Origin of the sequence: Rhizobium sp. N621, from assembly GCF_001664325.1 — a bacterium.
Taxonomy (GTDB): Bacteria; Pseudomonadota; Alphaproteobacteria; order Rhizobiales; family Rhizobiaceae; genus Rhizobium; species Rhizobium esperanzae.
The window spans coordinates 292,529-312,611 of the sequence record NZ_CP013498.1; the positions used below are offsets into that span (position 1 = coordinate 292,529).

The window sequence follows — 20,083 nt, forward strand, 5'->3', positions numbered from 1 at the left end:
TTTAGAGACTCTCGCCGGGTGCGATTCCGGCGATTAGCCTGCGGCCGTCTGCTGCATAATCCCCAAAAATTAAGGAATTATGCACCAACTCAAGCTGTTAGAGAGCCTGCTGCCCGTCGGAAAAGACGCTGAAATTCGAATCAGCTGCGAAACAGCTTCCAGCGAGTCGGCTTGAATGCCACCCGGTGCCGGTCGAGCCTGTCGGCCTCGCTCGGCGGCAGTTCGATTTCGACGTGCGGGCGCTCACTGCCGATATCGAGCTCGATATGACGGGTGCCGGCGACGCGGCGGCTGGAGACCGGCTGGCCGGCAATGCAGTTTTCGGCTGATTCGCAGAGCCTGACATCATGCGGGCGGAAGTAGAGCTGCGCCGGTCCGTCGGGCTCACCCTCGGCATTGAGGCCGAGCGAGCGGCCTTCGAAGCGGATGTCGCCGTCTGCGATTTCGACCTGCAGGCAATTCGACTGGCCGATGAAGCCGAAGACGAAGGGCGAGTTCGGATAATCATAGACTTCGTCGGGCGTCCCGACCTGCTCGATCGCACCCTGGCTCATGACGACGACGCGGTCGGCAAGCTCCAGCGCCTCATCCTGGTCGTGGGTGACGAAGACGGTGGTGTGGCCGGTGCGGTCGTGGATTTCGCGCAGCCATTTGCGCAGGTCCTTGCGCACCTGGGCATCGAGCGCTCCGAAAGGTTCGTCGAGCAGCAACACGTTCGGCTCGACCGCCATGGCGCGGGCGAGTGCCACACGCTGGCGCTGTCCGCCGGAAAGCTGGGCGGGATAGCGTTTTTCGAGACCGGAAAGCTGCACGAGGTCGAGCAGTTCCAGCGCCCGCCTGCGGATGTCGGCTTTCGCGGGACGCCGGGCACCCTTTCTAACCCTCAGGCCGAACGAGACGTTGTCGAGCACCGTCATGTAGCGGAAGAGCGCGTAGTGCTGGAAGACGAAGCCGATATTGCGCTGCTGTACCGATTTCTTCGAGGCATCCTCGTCGCCGAAGAAGATCTGTCCCTCGGTCGGGCTTTCCAATCCGGCGATCAGCCGCAGCAATGTCGTCTTGCCGGAACCCGAAGGGCCGAGCAGTGCGATCAGTTCGCCGGAGCGGATATCGAGCGAGACGTCGTGCAGCGCCGGAAAACGCTCGAATTCCTTGCGAATGTTTTGAACGCGTACTTCCATTTCAAATCCTTCAGTGCCGCCGGCTGGCGGATATTTCGGCGCTGTAGCGCATTTCCAGCAGTGTCTTCAAAACAAGAGTCACGAGCGCGAGCAGCGCCAAAAGTGTGGCGACGGCGAAAGCGCCGGTGAAATTATATTCGTTGTAGAGAATTTCCACCTGCAGCGGCATGGTATTCGTCTGGCCGCGAATGTGGCCGGAGACGACCGACACGGCCCCGAATTCGCCCATGGCGCGGGCGTTGCAGAGCAGCACGCCGTAGAGCAGACCCCACTTGATGTTCGGCAGCGTCACGTACCAGAAGGTTTGCCAGCCGCTAGCGCCGAGCGACAGGGCCGCCTCTTCGTCGGCCGTTCCCTGTTCCTGCATCAGCGGAATCAGTTCGCGGGCGACGAAGGGAAAGGTGACGAACATAGTCGCCAGGACAAGCCCCGGAACGGCGAACAGGATCTTGATGTCATTGGCGCTGAGCCAATGGCCGAGCCAGGTATTGGCGCCGAACAGAAGCACGAAGACCAGGCCCGATATGACCGGCGAAACGGAAAAGGGCAGGTCGATCAGCGTCGTCAGAAATGCCTTGCCCTTGAACTCGAACTTGGCGATCGCCCAGGCAGCGGTAACCCCGAAGGCGAGATTGAGCGGCACGCTGATGCCGGCGACGATCAGCGTCAGCCGGATCGCCGAGAAGGTTTCGACATCCTGCAGCGCTTCGAGAAAGGGGCTGGCGCCCTTGCGGAAGGCCTCGACAAAAACGGCGGCGAGCGGCAGCAGCAAGATCAGCAGCAGGAAGACGAGCGAAAGGATAATCAGGCTGTAGCGGGCGATCCGGTGTTCTGTTGTCACCGAGCGCAATTTGCCGGGTTGAGTGGTCGTATCAAGCGCCATAGCCGTACCTCCGCCTGCTCCAGCTCTGGATGAGGTTGATGACGAGCAGCATGCCGAAGGAGAGAATCAGCATGATTGCGGCAATGCCGGTCGCCGCAGCGTAGTTATATTCCTCGAGCTTGATGACGATCAGCAGCGGTGCGATCTCCGATTTGAACGGCAGGTTGCCGGCGATGAAGATGACCGAACCATATTCACCGACGCCGCGGGCAAAGGCGAGCGCGAAGCCGGTGAGAACGGCAGGCGCCAGCCCCGGCAGCAGCACGCGGAAAATCGTCTGCAAGCGGTTGGCGCCGAGCGTTGCCGCAGCCTCTTCCACTTCCTTGTCGATTTCCTCCATGACCGGCTGCACGGTGCGCACCACGAAGGGCAGGCCGACAAAGATCAGCGCTATGACAATGCCGGCCGGCGTGAAGGCGATCTTGATCCCGAGCGGGGTCAGGAATTGGCCGACCCAGCCGTTCGGCGCATAAAGTGTCGTCAATGCGATGCCGGCAACCGCGGTCGGCAGCGCGAAAGGCAGATCGACCATTGCATCGATGACGCGCTTGCCGGGGAAGCGATAACGCACCAGCACCCAGGCGAGAATGATGCCGAAAACAGCGTTGACGATCGCGGCGATGAAGGCGGTGCCGAAGCTGATGCGCAGTGCATTCAGCGTACGCGGATCGAGCGCGATCGACCAGAATTTCTCCCAGCCGAGCGCGCTCGACCGGACGGCAAGGCCGGAGAGCGGAATGAGGATCAGAAGGGTGAGCCAGGTCAAGGTAAGGCCGAGCGCCATTCCGAAACCCGGAATGACGCTCGGCCGCCTGAACCGCCACCGCGTGGGGCTATGTGCACTCATGAAATCTATTATTGGGCCGGCTTGTAGATTTGGTCAAATACGCCGCCGTCGCCGAAGAATTTCGGCTGCGCTTCTTTCCAGCCGCCGAAGTCTTCGATCGTGGCAAGAGTCAGCTTCGGGAAGCGGGCGACGTCGGCCGGATCGGCGGCTTCGGGCTTGATCGGCCGGTAGTAGTGCTTGGCGGCGATCTTCTGGCCCTCGTCCGAATAAAGGTAGTTGAGATAGGCTTCGGCGACCTTGCGTGTCCCCTTCTTGTCGACGTTGCCGTCGACAACGGCGACCGGCGGGTCGGCGCGGATGGAGAACGACGGCGTCACGATCTCGAACTGGTCGGGCCCGAGTTCTTCGAGCGAGAGATAGGCTTCGTTCTCCCAGGCAAGGAGCACGTCGCCGAGGCCGCGCTGGACGAAAGTCGTGGTCGCGCCACGGGCGCCGGTATCGAGCACCGGAACATGCTGCAGCAGTTTCGTCACGTAATCCTGTGCCTTGGCGTCGTCGCCGCCATTGGCCTGTTTGGCCCAAGCCCAGGCCGCCAGGAAGTTCCAGCGGGCGCCGCCCGAGGTCTTCGGGTTCGGCGTGATGACCTGCACGTCATCCTTGATCAGATCGCCCCAATCCTTGATGCCCTTCGGGTTGCCTTTGCGCACGAGGAAGACGATCGTCGAGGTGTAGGGGGTCGAATTGTTCGGGAGCTTGCTCTTCCAATCTGCCGGAATCTTCCCCGTCGCCTTGGCAATGGCGTCGATATCACCTTCGAGGGCAAGCGTCACGACGTCGGCGTCGAGACCGTCGATGACCGAGCGCGCCTGGGCGCCGGAGCCGCCGTGCGAAGCTTTGATCGTGACGGTTTCACCCGTATCCTTCTGCCACTTGGCGGCAAAGGCGGCATTGAAATCCTTGTACAATTCGCGGGTCGGATCATAGGAAACATTGAGAAGCGCCTGATCCGCGAAAACAGGAGCGACGCTTCCGATCGCAAAGCTGCCTGCCATGACCGCGGCTGCGAGGAGCCGGGTGAACCTTTGTGTCTGCATTGGGACCCTCCTGATGACGGTCTTAACTCTATCAAGTCAGTCGTATAATGAAACGAAATGTCTTTCAGTTTCGCCGTATCTATTAGAATGTCATTCCATTTGAGGGGTGATTTTGAAATGGACCTGCCGAAGTTGGCCGCGGCCAATCGTGAGTTCGCCCCCGTCCTGCCCCAGAACCGTGTTTTTTCTGCCACAGTTCCTCCGCAAGCGACCTTGGTAAAGCTGATTTTTGCCCGGATTTTGCCGCGATGACACTTGCGGATTCCTATATGGCGGCGGTGCGGTCGTATTTGCCGGCCGCTACGTGGGGGCATCCCTTGAAATGCGCCTCGCAATCCAAACCTGTTAGGGCCATTCAAAATGAATATCAGAACTATCCTTTTTGCCTCCGTTGCCGCCCTTGTCGCGGCATCCGGAGCACGCGCAGCCGACGCCATCGTGGCGGCGGAACCCGAGCCCGTGGAATATGTTCGCGTTTGCGACGCCTACGGTACCGGCTATTTTTATATTCCGGGAACGGAAACATGCCTTTCGATCGGCGGCTACATCCGTACCGAAGTGCGCTTCGGTGACAACATTGCCGGCGATTCCGACGTAAACTTCTGGACTCGCGGTCAGGTGACCTTCCAGGCCAAGAACGACACCGAGTACGGCACGCTGACCGGCGTCATGACGCTGCGTTATAATGCCGACAACGCCTCCGATCAGGAAGCGCTGCTGGATGAAGGCTATATCGACATCGCCGGTTTCCGCGTCGGTAAGCTCTATAGCTGGTGGGACGACGACATGAGCGGCGAGACCGATACGCTCGCCAGCAACGAGACGACCCACAACTCGATCCGTTATCAGTACGAGAATGGCGCTTTCGCCGCCGGCCTCTCGGTCGATGAGCTGGAAGAAGATTACGCCACCAAGCCGGGCGAAGGCCCGAACAACTTCGGTGTCGCAGGCCAGGTTTCCTACAAGGCCGGCGCCATCAGCGCTTACCTGCTTGCCGGTTATGACACCGACACCAGCGAAGTCGCCGTCCGCGGCATCGTCTATGCCGACATCGGTCCGGGCACGCTCGGCATCGCCGGCATCTGGGCAAGCGGCGCCAACTACTACTACGAAGAGTCCGAATGGACGATCGCAGCAGAATACGCCTTGAAGATCAACGACAAGTGGACGGTCACCCCGGGCTTCCAGTACTTCGAAAACATCGCCCTGGAGGCTGACGGCAATGGCTTCACCGGCGGCAGCGCCTACACGACCGGTGTGACGATCGACTACCGGATCGTCGACGACCTCAGAACGAAGCTCAGCGTGCAGTACCACGACGAGGACGAAGGCGACGACGAAGTCTTCGGCTTCCTGCGCTTCCAGCGCGACTTCTAAGTTGGTCTGATTGCAGACAAGCGGGCGCGGCCTTCGGGCCGCGCTTTATGCGCGGGAATCAGCGATGAAATCGGAATAGAATTCGTCCGCTGTCCTTGCCTTGCGCATAGCGGCAAGCACGCCATCCGATTGCAGCCGCCGGGCGATGGCCGACAGGACGTTCAGATATTCGCCGCGATTGTTCTCCCCAAAGATGAGCACAAAGGCGATGTCGGTCGGGACATCGTCGATCGCTTCGAAATCCAGCGGCTGCGCGAAGCGGATGAGAAGGCCGCGCGGACTGGTCATGCCGTCGATCGCGGCATGCGGAATGGCAATGCCATTGCCGATCCCGGTGGAACCGAGCTTCTCACGCGCTTCGAGCGCCTTCAGAATGGTCTGGCTGTCGACGGAAAAGGCCTTGGCTGCCTTGTCCGCTATGATATGCAGCGCGCGCCATTTTGTCGGTGCCGACACGCCGATGAAGGTGTGTTCCGGCCGTATGATGTTGGGAAGATACATGTCATTCTCGATACAGTTCAGGCGGCGGGTGAGAGAGCAGGTCAGTCCGGCTCCCTGAGACGATAGCCGACTCCGGTCTCGGTGGTGATATAGTGCGGCTGGTCGGGGCTCTGCTCGATCTTCTGTCTGAGCTGCCTGATGTAGACGCGCAGATATTGCACATCGGCCGCCGGCCCCCATACCTGCTTCAAAAGGAACTGATGTGTCAGCACCTTGCCGGCATGCTGGGCGAGCACGCGCAGGATGTCATATTCCTTCGGCGACAATTTTATTTCCTCGCTGTCGACCTTGACGATGCGCTTGACGAGGTCGACCGACAGCCCGCCGGTCTGGAAGATCGCCTTTTCGCCCTGCTGCTGCAGGCGATGGCGCAGCGCCACGCGGATGCGGGCGCCAAGTTCGTTGATGCCGAAGGGCTTGGTGACGTAATCGTCGGCGCCGCTTTCCAGCGCCTTGACGATGCCGGCCTCGTCGGTGCGGCTGGAGAGGATGACGACGGGTATGGACAGGCCTTCGTCGCGCCACTCCTGAAGCAAGTCATGGCCCGGCGTGTCGGGCAGGCCGAGATCGAGCACGATGAGATCGGGCTTGTCGTCGGCGACCAATCGGCGGGCGCTGACGGCATTCGGCGCCTCCTGCACCTCGTAGCCCTGCGCGGTCAGGCCGACGCGAAGCAGCTTGCGGATCGGGGGCTCGTCGTCGACGACGAGGATCTTGACGGCTGAACCGGTCATCTGAGTTCGTCCAGTTTCGGTATGTCGTTGGGCTTCGGCAGGTGAATGGCGAAGACGGCGCCCCGGCGGCCCTTTCGGTTGGCGGCGGTGATCGTGCCGCCCATCGCCTCGATGAAACCGCGGCAGATGGAAAGGCCGAGGCCGGTGCCGGCGCGCACCTGATCGCCCTTGCGGACACGATAGAAGGTGTCGAAGACGCGGGTGAGATCGGCGGGTGGAATGCCCGGACCTTCGTCCGAGACCTGCAGGACGACGTTATCGGCATCGGCCCAGCCCTCGATATGGACCACCGATCCCTCGGGCGCATATTTCGCGGCATTGTCGAGCAGGTTGAAGATCACCTGCTCGAACAGGACAGGATCGACGCGCACCATCGGCAGGTCGGCGGGAATGCTCGTCTCGGTCTTGTGGCGCTCGAGGATCTTTGCGGCGCGACGCAGCGCGCTGCCGACGATATCGCCGGCATAATGCAACGCAAAATTCGGCTCCATCGCACCGGATTCGATCTTGGTCATGTCGAGCAGGTTGGCGATGAAGCGGTTGAGGCGCTCGGATTCGTCAACGACGGTCGAGAGCAGGTCGCTGCGGTCCTCCTCCGGCATCGATGCAAAATAGTCGCGCAGCGTGCCGGCGGCGCCGAGGATGGCCGCCAGCGGTGTTTTCAGGTCATGCGAAATCGAGGTGAGCAGGGCCGACCGCAACCGGTCGGCTTCGGCCGCGAGCCTTGCCCGGTCGACATCGGCGACGAGCTGGACGCGTTCGATCGCAAGGGCCGCCTGATCGGCCAGCGCGTCGAGCAGCCGCTGCTGCTCCGGCGTCAGCAGCGGCCCGTCGCGGCGGTCGCTGTCGAGGCCGATGACGCCGACGGCGGTGCGCCCGGTTCTGAGCGGCACATAGAGCCGCTTGGCGCCGGGCAGGGTATCGGCGCCGCGGCCGGCGGCGTGATTGTGCTCCCAGGCCCAGCGGGCGGCGGCGATATCGGCATCGTCGAGCGTATCGTCGGGCGGATAACCGGCCTTGACGGCGATGCTGCCTTCTTCGGGCAGCAGCAGCACGACGCGGACCTTCAGCATCGAGGCGAGCTGGAAGGCGGTCGCCCAGAGCACGTCATCGAGCGTGCCGGTGCCGGCGAGCTTTTTCGAGAAGAGATAGAGATCTTCCGTCGTGCGGGCCCGCTGCCGGGCGGCGGCGGCCTGGCGCTGCACTGTGGCGGTCAGATTGCTGGCGATGATGGCGACGCCGAGGAAGAAGAAGAAGGCAAGCACGCTTTCCGGATCGCTGATCGTCAGCGTGTAGCGCGGCGGCAGGAAGAAGAAGTTGAAGGACAGCGCGCCGAGAATACAGCTGTAGAGCGCCGGCCGTAAACCATGCAGGACGGCGGAGGTCAGCACCGCCATCAGGAAGACGAGGGCGAGGTTGCGCACGTCGAGCACCTGATCGAGCACGATGCTGACGCCAAGCGCGATGGCGACATAGACGGTCGCCAGCAGATAGGCTCTGAAATCGAATTGGGGGGCTGTGACCGCCGCCCGGACGCCGCGCGCGGTGGTGCCGTCCTTCTCGTTGCCTGAAATGACATGGACGCTGATCTCGCCGGTCTTGCGGATCAGTTCGTCAGTGATCGAACGGCTCCACCAGTCACGCCACGTCGCCGCCTTGGGGGCGCCGATGACGATGTGGGTGACGTTGTTGGCGGTGGCGTGACGGACGAGCTCTTCGGCGACCTCGCGGCCGGGTATGGTGATCGCCTCGCCGCCGAGCTGTTCGGCAAGACGCAGCGTTGCGGCAACGGTATCGCGCTCGGCTTCGGTCAGATTGACCGAACGGTTGGTCTCGACATAGACGGCGGCCCAGGGCGCGCGCAGGCGCGAGGCCATACGGGCTGCATATCGCACCAGCGAGGCGGAGCGCGGATGATGGTCGATCGAGACGAGGACACGTTCGCCCGCCGCCCAGGGGCCGGAGATCGCGTGAGCCTGCATATGGGTGAGCAACTGATCGTCGACGCGCTGCGCGGTTTTGCGCAGCGCAAGTTCTCTCAGCGCCGTCAGGTTGCCCGGGGTGAAATAGTTGGTCAGCGCCCGCTCGGCGGTGCGGGGCACATAGACCTTGCCGTCATGCAGGCGCTTGATCAGATCGTCCGGCGTCAGATCGATGATCTCGACGTCGTCGGCAAGGTCGATGATCGAATCCGGCACCGTCTCGCGCACGCGGATGCGGGTGATCTGCGAGACGACGTCGTTCAGGCTCTCGACATGCTGGATGTTGAGCGTCGTATAGACGTCGATGCCGCGATCGAGCAATTCCTTGACGTCGAGGTAGCGCTTCGGGTGCCGGCTGCCCTCGGCATTGGTATGGGCGAGTTCATCGACCAGCACGAGATCGGGCCTGCGGGCGAGGATGCCGTCGAGGTCCATTTCCTCGAGCGGACGGCCCTTATAGTCGATCTTGACGCGAGGAATGATCTCGAAACCGACGAGCAGCGCCTCGGTCTCCTTGCGGCCGTGAGTCTCGACAACGCCGATGACGACGTCGAGGCCGTCGGCGATCTTGGCACGGCCGGAGACCAGCATTTCGTAAGTCTTGCCGACACCTGGAGCGGCGCCCAGAAAGATCTTCAGACGGCCGCGCATCTCCGCCCGGGCTTTTTCGAGCAGCGCATCGGGCGAGGGCCTGCCGGCCTGGTCGCGGTTGTCGTCTGGCATGCGTGTGGTCTTTCTGCGAATGGCTGTACCTGAGATCGGCGAGACCAGCCCCTCATCCGGCTGCCGCCACCTTCTCCCCGTAAACGGGGCGAAGGGGACATGCCGCGACGTCTCCGTTCCCCGCCGAGCTCTCACCTGGCACGTCCCCTCTCCCCGTCAGAACGGGGAGAGGGTTAGGGTGAGGGGCTGCCGTTGGCGCCAACCTTCACTCAGTCATAGAAGCATCAAGGCTCTGGTTCAACGCCAGAACATTGACGGTGGGTTCGCCGAGAATGCCGAGCTCGCGGTCGTGGACGGCGCCGGCGACCAGCGCCTTGACCTTGGCTTCATCCATGCCACGCGCCTTGGCGACGCGCGCCACCTGGAAGTAGGCGGCCTCGGGCGAAATATCGGGATCGAGGCCGCTCCCGGACGCGGTGACGAGGTCGGCCGGCACCTCGGCGTTCGGGTTTGCCGCCTTGGCGCTTTCGTAGTCGCCCTTCACGCGGTCGATCAGTTTCTGGCTGGTCGGGCCGAGGTTCGAGCCGCCGGAGGCGGCGGCATTGTAGCCATCGCCGGCGGCCGACGGACGGCCGTGGAAATACTTGTCGCCGGTGAAGGCCTGGCCGATCAGCCTCGAGCCGATCACCTGACCATTCTTCTCGATCAGGCTGCCATTCGCCTGGGTTGGGAAGAGCGCCTGGGCCGCACCCGTCATCGCGAGCGGATAAAGCAGGCCCGTGATGGCCGTGGTGGCAACGATCATAACGACGGCCGGGCGAAATTCTCTAAACATTGTTCTTAGCTCCTGGAGATGTCAGGCGAGACCGAGGGCCGCGACGGCCATGTCGATCGCCTTGATGCCGATGAAGGGAACGACGATGCCGCCGAGGCCGTAGATCAGCAGGTTGCGCGACAGAAGCGCACCGGCGCCGATCGGCCGGTAACGGACACCCTTCAGCGACAGCGGGATCAGCGCGATGATAATGAGCGCGTTGAAGATGATCGCCGAGAGGATGGCACTCTGCGGCGTCGACAGCCCCATGATGTTGAGGATGCCGAGCTGCGGGTAGAAGGTCAGGAACATCGCCGGGATGATGGCAAAGTACTTGGCGATGTCGTTGGCGATCGAGAAGGTCGTCAGCGCGCCGCGTGTCATCAGGAGCTGCTTGCCGATCTCGACGATCTCGATGAGCTTCGTTGGATCGCTGTCGAGATCGACCATGTTGCCGGCCTCGCGGGCGGCGACCGTGCCGGTGTTCATGGCGACGCCGACATCGGCCTGGGCGAGCGCGGGCGCGTCATTGGTGCCGTCGCCGCACATGGCGACGAGCTTGCCCTTGGCCTGTTCCTCGCGCATCAGCGCCAGCTTCATCTCCGGCGTCGCCTGGGCGAGGAAGTCGTCGACACCGGCTTCTGCGGCGATGGCCGCCGCCGTCAGCGGGTTGTCGCCCGTGATCATCACCGTGCGGATGCCCATGCGGCGCAGTTCCGTGAAGCGTTCGCGGATGCCGCCCTTGACGATGTCCTTCAGCTGGACGATGCCGAGCAACCTGCTGTCGCGGGCGACCGCGAGCGGCGTTCCGCCCGATTTGGCGACCTCATCTGATATCGACTGCAGCTCGCGCATAACCTCGTTGCCGTTCTTCGAGGGGGCGTCGCCGTTGACATAGGCGAGCACAGTATCGACCGCACCTTTGCGGATCGAGGCACCTTCGAGATCGACGCCGCTCATGCGGGTCTGCGCGGTGAAAGGCACGAAGCTGGCCTTGAGGCTCGCCATGTCGCGGCCGCGGATCGCATATTTCTCCTTGGCGAGCACGACGATCGAACGGCCTTCCGGAGTTTCGTCGGCAAGCGAGGCGAGCTGGGCGGCATCGGCGAGCTCCTGCTCGGAAACGCCGCGAACCGGGCGGAAGGCCGTCGCCTGACGGTTGCCGAGCGTGATCGTGCCTGTCTTGTCGAGCAGCAGCGTGTCGACGTCGCCGGCCGCTTCGACGGCGCGGCCGGACATGGCAAGCACGTTGAAGCGGACGAGGCGGTCCATGCCGGCAATGCCGATCGCCGACAAGAGCGCGCCGATCGTTGTCGGGATCAGGGTGACGAAGAGGGCGACGAGCACGATGATCGGGATCGAGCCGCCGGCATAGATGGCAAAGCTCGGGATCGTCGCAGTGGCGAGCACGAAGATCAGCGTCATGCCGGCGAGCAGGATGTTGAGCGCAATCTCGTTCGGCGTCTTCTGGCGCTGCGCGCCTTCGACCAGCGAGATCATCCGGTCGAGGAAGGTGGAGCCGGCCGCCGCGGTGATGCGCACGCGGATCCAGTCGGAGAGCACCTGGGTGCCGCCTGTCACCGCCGAGCGGTCGCCGCCGGATTCGCGGATGACAGGAGCGGATTCGCCTGTGATCGCCGCTTCGTTGACGGAGGCGACACCTTCGATGACTTCGCCGTCCGAGGGGATGATGTCGCCGGCTTCGACCAGCACGATATCGCCGACCTTGAGGCTGGTGCCGGGCACCATGCGGTAGTCGCTGCTATTGTTGGCGGTCAGCAGCTTGGCCTGGGTTTCGGTGCGCGCCTTGCGCAGCGAATCCGCCTGCGCCTTGCCGCGGCCTTCGGCGACGGCCTCGGCGAAATTGGCAAAGAGCACGGTGAACCAGAGCCAGAGATTGATCTGGAACGAGAAGCCGAGATTGCCGTTGCCCGCCACGAGGTCGCGCAGGAAGAGGACGGTGGTCAGCACCGAAACCGTGGCCACGACGAACATGACCGGATTTCTGGCAAGGGCGCGTGGATCGAGCTTCCGGAAGGCGGCACCGACGGCGGGAACGAGGATGCGAGAATCGATGATGCTCGCGGATTTTGCCTGGCTCATAAGAGACTCCAGCTTTGAAACGAGGACGGCGAAGGAACCCTGGGATGCGGATTACGGCATCGCCTCAGAAGGTCTGGCCGGCGATCGTGACCAGGTGTTCGACAATCGGACCGAGGGCCAGCGCCGGGAAGAAGGTCAGGCCGCCGACGATCAGGATCGTGCCGATCAGCAGGCCGACGAAGAGCGGGCCGTCGGTCGGGAAGGTGCCAGCCGAGGCCGGAACCGTTTTCTTGGCGATCAGCGAGCCGGCGATTGCAAGGGCCGGGATGATGACCAGGAACCGGCCGGCGAGCATACCGATGCCGAGCGTCACATTGTACCAGGGGGTATTGCCCGTCAGGCCGCCGAAGGCCGAGCCATTATTGGCTGCAGCCGAGGTATAGGCATAGAGGATCTCGGAGAAGCCATGCGGACCGGCGGTGCCGACCGAAGCGACGGCGGAAGGCAGCACGCTTGCGATTGCGGTGAAAACCAGCATGGCGAGCGGCAGGCAAAGGATGGCAAGAATGGCCATCTTCATTTCCTTCGCCTCAATCTTCTTGCCGAGATATTCCGGCGTCCGGCCGACCATCAGGCCGGCGACGAAGACGGCGACGATGATGAACAGCAGGATGCCGTAGAAGCCGGCACCCACACCGCCGACAATGATTTCGCCGAGCTGCATGTTGATCAGCGGGATCAGGCCGCCGAGAGCGGTGAACGAACCATGCATGGCGTTGACCGCGCCGCAGGAAGCGGCGGTGGTGATGACGGCGAAGAGCGAGGACAGGGCGACGCCGAAGCGGACTTCTTTCCCCTCCATATTGCCGCCGGTGAGGCCGAAGGCATGCATCAGCGGATTGCCGGCCGCTTCCGCCCAATAGGTGATGCCGACGCCGACGACGAACAGCGCGCCCATCGCGGCCAGAATTGCCCAGCCCTGGCGCTGATTGCCGACCATGCGGCCGAAGACGTTGGTGAGACCCGCACCGATCGCGAAGATCGAGACCATCTGGAGGAGATTGGAGATCGCATCGGGATTTTCGAACGGATGGGCGGAATTGGTGTTGAAGAAACCGCCGCCATTGGTGCCGAGCATCTTGATCGCGAGCTGCGAGGCGACCGGGCCGACCGCAATCGTCTGCCTGGCGCCTTCGAGCGTCGTCGCATCGACATAGGGGCCGAGCGTCTGCGGCACGCCGAGATAAACGAAGACGAGCGTCAGCACGATGCAGACCGGCAGCAGGATGTAGAGCGTGCCGCGGATCATATCGACCCAGAAATTGCCGATCGCCTTGCCGGACGCCCGTGCGAAGGCGCGGATGAAGGCGACTGCGATGGCCATGCCGGTTGCGGCGGAAAGGAAATTCTGCACCGTCAGGCCGGCCATCTGCGTGAGATAGGACATGGTGCTTTCGCCGCTGTAGTTCTGCCAGTTGGTGTTTGTGGGAAAACTGACGGCGGTGTTGAAGGAAAGCTCCGGCGGGACGGCAGCCATGCCGGCCGGATTGTAGGGCAGAAAGCCCTGCAGGCGCATCAGCGCGTAGAGGAGGAGGACGCCGAGAAGGTTGAACATCAGCATCGCGAAGGCATAGGAGGTCCAATGCTGCTCCTCGCCTTCGCCGGTGCCGGCCATGCGGTAAAGTCCGCGTTCGATCGGAACGAGGACGGGCGAGAGGAATGTTCGTTCGCCGTTATAGACGCGCGTCATGTAGCCGCCGAGCGGTTTGACGAGCAAGAGGACGATCCCGCAATAGAGCAGGATCTGAAGCCATCCGTTGAGGGTCATGGAGCTAACTTTCAATACCCGGCTGGTTTCCGGTCGCGCAGGCGCGGCTTCGGAATCGTCGGTTTTTTCAGAAGCGTTCTGGGCGCAAGAGAGCATAGGTGAGGTAAACGGTGAGAAACACAGTTACGGCGCCGCTCAGGACATAATCGAGGGTCATCGTCGTTTCTCCTTAGAGCCTGTCGCAGGCTCCGACATAGGCAAAGCACAGCGCGAAGAATAGAATCGCGGTGCCGAGCAGAATGGTATCCATCATGATCGTGACTCCTGTTGTTCTTGTTGGAGTCAGACAAGACAAAGGGCCGCCGCCGTTGGCGACTGCCTTTCATGCTTTCTGGCGTGGAGATGATCCTTGGATCTCTCGGGCACCAATATGGAGCCGGAGCGCATAAAGGTTCGAGACGGCCGAAACGGCATCAATATAAAAATCTTATAAATGCTTTCAGGCGGCTACAGCGGAAACGAGAACCCGGCGCGATCTTGAAATTCAAGGATCGACCCGGAACTGGTAGCGGCCTTCGGCGCTGCGGCCGTCCATCGAGAGGACGTGCCAGTCGAGGGTATAGAGGCCGGGCGCCATTGCGGGATCGAGCGGGATCTTGAATATGGATCCTTCGGGGCCGGAGAGGAACGGCTTGCCCAGGGGAAGCGCCCTGCCTTTAGCATCGAGCAAGATGGCGGTCGAGCGGGCAAGATCGACGGGACCGCTGAAGGTAAGCTCGACATTGGCCGGTACGAGCTCTTCTTCCTGCTGCTGCGGGGGCAGCGACGCTTGTTCCAGGGCAGCAGTCGCCTGGTTGGCAGCGAAGAGAAGGGATGCGAACAGGCAGAATGACACGACCGGCTTCATGATGGCCTTCCTGTATTGCCGAGCCACTGGCGCCGGAAGCCATCACGCTTCCGCCACGCCATGCGGGCTGCAGCTATTAACGCTGCCGGGGGCGATTTCGATCCCAAGTCCGCAGAATGACGCGCATTGGCTGCCCCGGGTTGTCCCTCTGAAGGGCCGCGTTCCAATCGGCCACCAATCTGCGCCAGAACTTTCGGAACCGTCGGAAGATCCTCGAGGAAAGCCCGTTCCCGCGGATATTGTCATTATCATGCTTCATCTCTTTTGCCGCCTCCCACTGTGTCGTGGCTGATGATGAAGACTGTACTCTCCGGTGCTCTCTTCCGGAATCATACGGAGGTTTATCAGCGGTTATCTTTCGGGCTACGCATATGAGCATTTCGTCACGGGATGAGCAAAAGCTTACGTCGACGGTTGAATTGAAGCGCCTTGCGGTCTTATAGTCGGCTCAACGGCACCCTCTGAATCGCCGGGCCATAGGGAAGGAAACCGAGAATGACCAAAGTCCGTGCGCTGGTGCTGGAGCGCCAGCATGAGCTTGCGTTGCGCGATATCGATCTGCCGCTGGAGACAGGGCCAGGGCAGGTGAAGATCAAGATTCATACCGTCGGCGTCTGCGGTTCGGACGTTCATTATTACACCCACGGCAAGATCGGCCCCTTCGTCGTCAACGCGCCGATGGTGCTCGGCCACGAGGCGGCCGGCACGGTGATCAAGGTGGGGGCCGGTGTCACACATCTGAAAGTCGGCGACCGCGTCTGCATGGAGCCGGGCATCCCCGATCCGAACTCCAAGGCGAGCCGGCTCGGCATGTACAATATCGATCCTGCCGTCAGCTTCTGGGCGACGCCCCCAATCCATGGCGTGCTGACGCCCGAGGTGGTGCATCCGGCCAATTATACGTTCAAGCTGCCCGACAATGTCAGTTTCGCCGAAGGAGCGATGGTCGAGCCCTTCGCGGTCGGCATGCAGGCGGCCGCCAAGGCGAAGATCACGCCCGGCGATACCGCTATCGTGCTCGGCGCCGGGCCGATCGGCACGATGGTGGCGATTGCCGCCCTTGCCGGCGGCTGCGCCCGCGCGATTGTCGCCGATCTCGCCCAGCCGAAGCTCGACATCGCCGCGCAATATCAGGGCGTCATCACGGTCAATATCCGCGAGAAGAACCTGATCGAAGAGGTCGGCCGGCTGACCGACGGCTGGGGTGCGGATGTGGTCTTCGAATGCTCCGGTTCGCCGAAGGCCTGGGAGACGATCATGGCGCTGCCGCGCCCGGGCGGCGTCATCGTTGCGGTCGGCCTGCCTGTGAACCCGATCGGCTTCGACGTCTCGACGGCATCCACCAAGGAAATCCGCATCGAAACCGTGTTCCGCTATGCCCACCAGTATGAGCGTTCGATTGCCCTCTTGGCATCAGGCCGTGTCGACCTGAAGCCGCTGATATCGGAGACGTTCACGTTCGAGGATTCGATCAAGGCGTTCGACCGCGCCGTCGAGGCCCGGCCGAGCGACGTGAAGCTGCAGATCGTGATGGAATAGGCGCCGCAGCGCTTTTACTGATGCCTGCCGCTTGGTTTCATCCGAAAGAGTAGAGCAGCGGCTGCGACGACAGCGGCGGCTGCAACTGCGATCAACAGATGGCGGTGAAGGGGAAGGTGGCCCAGCGTCTGCTGGATGGCGTGGCCGAACAGATAACCGAGCGCGGTGAAAAGCTGCCCCCACACCAGCGCGGCTACCGCATTCAGGACGACGAATTTGCCGGTCGCTATCCGCGTCGTGCCGATGACGATCGGGCTGATCGTCCGCAAGCCGACGAGAAAACGGAACGCCAGGATGAAGCCGGTTTGATATTTCTCCAGCAGCCGGGTCGCGCGGGCAAGCGCGGGTCTTTCCATCAGCCGTCGGACGGGAGCCCATTGCCCGGCATAGCGGCCGGCGAAGAACCAGAACTGATCGCCGGCGAAGGAGCCTGCGACGGCCGCGAGCGACGCTGACCAATAGGAGAGCAGTTCGCGATGGGCAATCACGCCGCCGAGGAAGGCGGCCGTCTCGCCTTCGAAAGCTGCACCGAGGAAAATCGCCAGCAGGCCGTAGTTTTCGATCAGCGCTTCGATAGACATGCCCGCCTCCAGCTCTTCCCGAGGTCAGGTCACGGCTAAACCGGCTTCAAATCCCCAAGCAGCGTCGGAATCAGCTCCGACACCGTCGGATGGATCGGCACCGACCATTTCAGCGCGGAATAGGTGGTTCCCGCATTCATCGCATCGATCAGGCCATGGATCACCTCGTCGCCTTCGATGCCAAGGATCGCCGCGCCGAGGATCTCCTTGGTCTCGGCATCGGCGATCACCTTCATGAAGCCCTTGGTCTCGCCGCGTTCAGTGGCCCGGCCGACGCGGCTCATCGGCCGGATCGAGACCATGATCCTGCGGCCGGAGGCACGCGCCTGCTTCTCCGTCATGCCGACGCGGCCGAGCGGCGGGTCGATGTAGAGCGCATAGGCCGGGATGCGGCTCGAGACCTTGCGGTCGTCGCCGTCGAGCAGGTTGGCGGCGGCGATCTCGAAATCATTGTAGGAGGTATGGGTGAAGGCGCCGCGGCCGTTGCAGTCGCCGAGCGCGAAGATGCCCTCGACATTGGTGGCAAGCTTGTCGTCGACGGTGATATAGCCGCGCTTGTCGGTTGCCACGCCGGCGGCCTCGAGGCCGAGGTCGTCGGTATTCGGTTTGCGGCCGGTGGCGATCAGCACATGGCTCGCATCGATCTTCGCCGCGCCGACGGTAACGCCAATTCCGCTGCCATTTCGCGCGAAAGCGATGTTGCCGGCGTCGGTGTGGACTGTGATGCCTTCGGCCCGCAGTATATCGGCGATCGCGTCCGATATATCCTCGTCTTCGCGTGAAGCGAGCTTCGGGCCGTGCTCGATGACGCTGACTTCGGCGCCGAAGCGGCGATACATCTGGGCGAATTCCAATCCGATATAGCTGCCGCCGATCACCGCCAGGTGCCGCGGCAGGGTATCGAGATGAATGATGGAGGTGCTGGTGAGGTAAGCGATATCGTCGATGCCTGGCAGTTCGGGGATGACGGGCCGCGCCCCGACATTGAGAAAAATGCGCGGCGCCGTCAGCGTCTCGCCATTCACGCGGACGGCCTTCGCATCCTCGAAACGGGCATGCCCGTAGATCACGCTCATGTCGTCCATGCTGTCAAACCAGCCGATCAGGCCATTGCGGGCGTTCATCGTCACCGTTTCCGCCCGGGCTCTCACCACCTTCATGTCGATGGCGATTTCGCCGGGAATATTGACCCCGTAGGCGGCGCCGCTTCTTGCGACATGGGCGGCGCGGGCGCTGGCGACGAGAGTCTTGGTCGGCATGCAGCCGGCATTGACGCAGGTGCCGCCGAGGAACTTGCGCTCGACGAGCGCCACCTTCATGCCGTTTTCGACCATGCGGGCGGCGAGGAACGGGCCGGCCTGGCCGGCGCCGATAACGATGGCGTCGAAGCTCTTCATGACACGGCTCCTACGATCAATAGGGCGCCGACAACGGCAACGGCATCCTCGACGAGGGCGGCCGGCAGATCCTTGCCGAAGGCGGCGGCAAGCCTGGCGCGCAGCGCGGCGCCGCCATAGGTGCCGATGACGGCGCCGATCACGCCGGCGATCAGCCCGCCGAAAAGCAGGCTGCTCGCCGCGCCGATCGTGGCGCCGGCAAGTGCTCCCGTGACGATGCGGGCGGCGAACTGCACCGGCACCTTGCGCGACGGCGTCGACGGCAGCTGGTCGGTGACGAGTTCAACGACGGCGAGAAGGGTGAAGATCCACGGCGTCCATCGGTAGCCCATAAAGGCAAGCGGCGTCTGCGACACGTCGAACCAGCCGAGCGCCGCACCCCAGGCGACGGCAGCCGGCGCGGTCATGGCGCGGAGGCCCGAGATGACACCGATCAGCAATGCAAGAAGCAGAAACATGCGCGATCCCCATCATTGCCGGCCTTATGCCGCAGCCAGGGAAGGTCGCACATTGTCAAGCGCGTGGCAATTCGCCAGGTCTGGCCGGGCTCTGCAACTCAATTTGCAAAGGCGGCGATGCCGGTGATTGCCCGGCCGATAATCAGTGCGTGGATGTCGTGCGTGCCTTCATAGGTGTTGACCACTTCGAGGTTGACGAGATGGCGGGCGATGCCGAATTCGTCGGAGATGCCGTTGCCGCCGAGCATGTCGCGGGAAGCGCGCGCGATTTCAAGCGCCTTGCCGCAGCTGTTGCGCTTGAGAATCGAGGTCAGCTCCACCGGTGGATGGCCTTCCTCCTTCATGCGGCCGAGCCGCAGGCAGCCCTGAAGGCCGAGCGCGATCTCCGCCGCCATGTCGGCGAGCTTCTTTTGAATCAGCTGGTTGGCGGCGAGCGGCCGGCCGAACTGCTTGCGCTCCAGCGTATATTGCCGGGCTCTCGCATAACAATCTTCAGCCGCACCAAGTGCGCCCCAGGCAATGCCGAAGCGGGCCGAGTTGAGACAGGTGAACGGCCCTTTGAGGCCGGTGACGCCGGGCAGCAGGTTTTCCTCGGGCACGAAGACCGCGTCCATCACCACTTCGCCCGTGATCGAGGCGCGTAAGCCCACTTTGCCGTGGATGGCAGGCGCCGAAAGCCCCTTCCAGCCCTTTTCGAGGATGAAGCCGCGGATGAGCCCATCCTCGGTCTTTGCCCAGACGACGAAGACATCGGCAATCGGCGCATTCGAGATCCAGGTCTTCGAGCCGGTGAGGCTGTAGCCGCCGTCGACCTTCCTGGCGCGCGTCGCCATCGAGCCGGGGTCGGAGCCATGATCGGGCTCGGTGAGGCCGAAGCAGCCGATCCATTCGCCGGTCGCCAGCTTCGGCAGGTATTTCAGCTTCTGCGCCTGCGACCCGAAGGTTTCGATCGGCACCATGACAAGCGAGGACTGCACGCTCATCATCGAGCGGTAACCGCTGTCGATCCGTTCGACCTCGCGAGCGATCAGCCCGTAGGCGACATAACCGAGGCCGGCGCCGCCATAATCGGGCGAAATCGTCGGGCCGAGCAGGCCGAGTTCGCCCATTTCGCGGAAGATGGCGGGATCGGTCTTTTCATTGCGAAAGGCGTCGAGTACACGGGGAGCGAGCTTTTGCTGCGCATAGGCATGGGCGGTATCCTGCACCATGCGCTCCTCGTTGGTCAGCTGCTCCACCAGGCGGAATGGATCGGACCAGTCGAAAACTTCGCGCGTATGCTGCATGGCAGCGTCTCCTCATTCAGGCTTGCCTCGCTCAAGGTCGCATAGACCCGCCAGCCGAGCGCGTCAACAACAAGGCGGCCCTATCGAA

Annotated in this window: 18 protein-coding genes; 2 read left to right on the forward strand and 16 right to left on the reverse strand. The window is 62.8% G+C overall.

What is annotated here, in order from left to right; genetic code table 11:
- Nucleotides 1-140: 140 nt before the first annotated feature.
- The 4 genes from AMK00_RS25990 to AMK00_RS26005 are packed head-to-tail and all read right to left on the reverse strand — an operon-like array spanning nt 141 to nt 3,945.
- Nucleotides 141-1,181, reverse strand: coding sequence for a sulfate/molybdate ABC transporter ATP-binding protein (locus tag AMK00_RS25990; protein ID WP_064808443.1), 1,041 nt, complete (start codon nt 1,179-1,181; stop codon nt 141-143).
- A 10-nt stretch (nt 1,182-1,191) separates the two neighbouring features.
- Nucleotides 1,192-2,064, reverse strand: coding sequence for a sulfate ABC transporter permease subunit CysW (gene cysW / locus AMK00_RS25995; RefSeq protein WP_064808445.1), 873 nt, complete (start codon nt 2,062-2,064; stop codon nt 1,192-1,194).
- Nucleotides 2,054-2,911 (reverse strand): sulfate ABC transporter permease subunit CysT, encoded by an 858-nt coding sequence (cysT, locus tag AMK00_RS26000; protein ID WP_064808447.1) that lies wholly within the window; start codon nt 2,909-2,911, stop codon nt 2,054-2,056. Before cysT ends, cysW begins: the two co-directional genes overlap by 11 nt.
- 8 nt (nt 2,912-2,919) lie before the next feature.
- Entirely contained in the window at nt 2,920-3,945 is a 1,026-nt protein-coding gene (locus tag AMK00_RS26005; RefSeq protein ID WP_064812176.1) for a sulfate ABC transporter substrate-binding protein, read from the reverse strand.
- 360 nt (nt 3,946-4,305) lie between these two features.
- Here AMK00_RS26005 and AMK00_RS26015 point away from each other — a divergent pair, with 360 nt between their 5' ends.
- On the forward strand, nt 4,306-5,322 hold the full coding sequence (locus AMK00_RS26015; protein ID WP_064808453.1) for a porin: 1,017 nt from the start codon (nt 4,306-4,308) through the stop codon (nt 5,320-5,322).
- A 45-nt stretch (nt 5,323-5,367) separates the two neighbouring features.
- On the opposite strand, the gene AMK00_RS26020 is transcribed toward AMK00_RS26015, so the two are convergent.
- The 8 genes from AMK00_RS26020 to AMK00_RS26055 all read right to left on the reverse strand — a co-directional run bounded on the left by AMK00_RS26020 (nt 5,368) and on the right by AMK00_RS26055 (nt 14,734).
- Nucleotides 5,368-5,823, reverse strand: a complete 456-nt coding sequence (locus AMK00_RS26020) for a PTS sugar transporter subunit IIA (RefSeq protein WP_064808455.1) — start codon at nt 5,821-5,823, stop codon at nt 5,368-5,370.
- Between the two features lie 41 nt (nt 5,824-5,864).
- Nucleotides 5,865-6,557 carry a response regulator transcription factor gene (locus AMK00_RS26025; RefSeq protein WP_064808457.1) on the reverse strand — a complete coding sequence of 231 codons (693 nt, stop codon included), beginning with the start codon at nt 6,555-6,557 and terminating at the stop codon, nt 5,865-5,867.
- Complete coding sequence (locus tag AMK00_RS26030; RefSeq protein WP_064812178.1) at nt 6,554-9,262, reverse strand: sensor histidine kinase; 2,709 nt, start codon at nt 9,260-9,262, stop codon at nt 6,554-6,556. Before AMK00_RS26030 ends, AMK00_RS26025 begins: the two co-directional genes overlap by 4 nt.
- Before the next feature lie 205 nt (nt 9,263-9,467).
- A complete protein-coding gene (gene kdpC, locus AMK00_RS26035; RefSeq protein ID WP_064812179.1) occupies nt 9,468-10,037 on the reverse strand; it encodes a potassium-transporting ATPase subunit KdpC in 570 nt (189 codons plus the stop codon).
- Between the two features lie 21 nt (nt 10,038-10,058).
- Nucleotides 10,059-12,119 (reverse strand): potassium-transporting ATPase subunit KdpB, encoded by a 2,061-nt coding sequence (gene kdpB / locus AMK00_RS26040; RefSeq protein ID WP_064812180.1) that lies wholly within the window; start codon nt 12,117-12,119, stop codon nt 10,059-10,061.
- A 64-nt stretch (nt 12,120-12,183) separates the two neighbouring features.
- Nucleotides 12,184-13,887 carry a potassium-transporting ATPase subunit KdpA gene (kdpA, locus tag AMK00_RS26045; RefSeq protein WP_064812181.1) on the reverse strand — a complete coding sequence of 568 codons (1,704 nt, stop codon included), beginning with the start codon at nt 13,885-13,887 and terminating at the stop codon, nt 12,184-12,186.
- Nucleotides 13,888-13,954: 67 nt separating this feature from the next.
- The gene (locus AMK00_RS26050; RefSeq protein WP_003547774.1) at nt 13,955-14,044 is read right to left on the reverse strand and encodes a K(+)-transporting ATPase subunit F; all 90 of its coding nucleotides are present in this window, start codon (nt 14,042-14,044) and stop codon (nt 13,955-13,957) included.
- 327 nt (nt 14,045-14,371) lie between these two features.
- On the reverse strand, nt 14,372-14,734 hold the full coding sequence (locus AMK00_RS26055) for a copper resistance CopC family protein (protein ID WP_064808466.1): 363 nt from the start codon (nt 14,732-14,734) through the stop codon (nt 14,372-14,374).
- A 495-nt stretch (nt 14,735-15,229) separates the two neighbouring features.
- On the opposite strand from AMK00_RS26055, the gene AMK00_RS26065 reads away from it, so the two are divergent.
- Nucleotides 15,230-16,273, forward strand: coding sequence for an NAD(P)-dependent alcohol dehydrogenase (locus tag AMK00_RS26065; protein WP_064812183.1), 1,044 nt, complete (start codon nt 15,230-15,232; stop codon nt 16,271-16,273).
- Nucleotides 16,274-16,287: 14 nt separating this feature from the next.
- Here AMK00_RS26065 and AMK00_RS26070 read toward each other — a convergent pair whose 3' ends face one another.
- From AMK00_RS26070 to AMK00_RS26085, 4 genes are all read right to left on the reverse strand, one after another.
- Nucleotides 16,288-16,854 (reverse strand): DedA family protein, encoded by a 567-nt coding sequence (locus AMK00_RS26070; protein ID WP_064812184.1) that lies wholly within the window; start codon nt 16,852-16,854, stop codon nt 16,288-16,290.
- Nucleotides 16,855-16,889: 35 nt separating this feature from the next.
- Nucleotides 16,890-18,251, reverse strand: coding sequence for an FAD-containing oxidoreductase (locus AMK00_RS26075; protein ID WP_064812185.1), 1,362 nt, complete (start codon nt 18,249-18,251; stop codon nt 16,890-16,892).
- The gene (locus tag AMK00_RS26080; protein ID WP_064808472.1) at nt 18,248-18,709 is read right to left on the reverse strand and encodes a DUF4126 family protein; all 462 of its coding nucleotides are present in this window, start codon (nt 18,707-18,709) and stop codon (nt 18,248-18,250) included. Before AMK00_RS26080 ends, AMK00_RS26075 begins: the two co-directional genes overlap by 4 nt.
- A 98-nt stretch (nt 18,710-18,807) precedes the next feature.
- The gene (locus AMK00_RS26085) at nt 18,808-19,995 is read right to left on the reverse strand and encodes an acyl-CoA dehydrogenase (RefSeq protein WP_064808474.1); all 1,188 of its coding nucleotides are present in this window, start codon (nt 19,993-19,995) and stop codon (nt 18,808-18,810) included.
- Nucleotides 19,996-20,083: the final 88 nt, after the last annotated feature.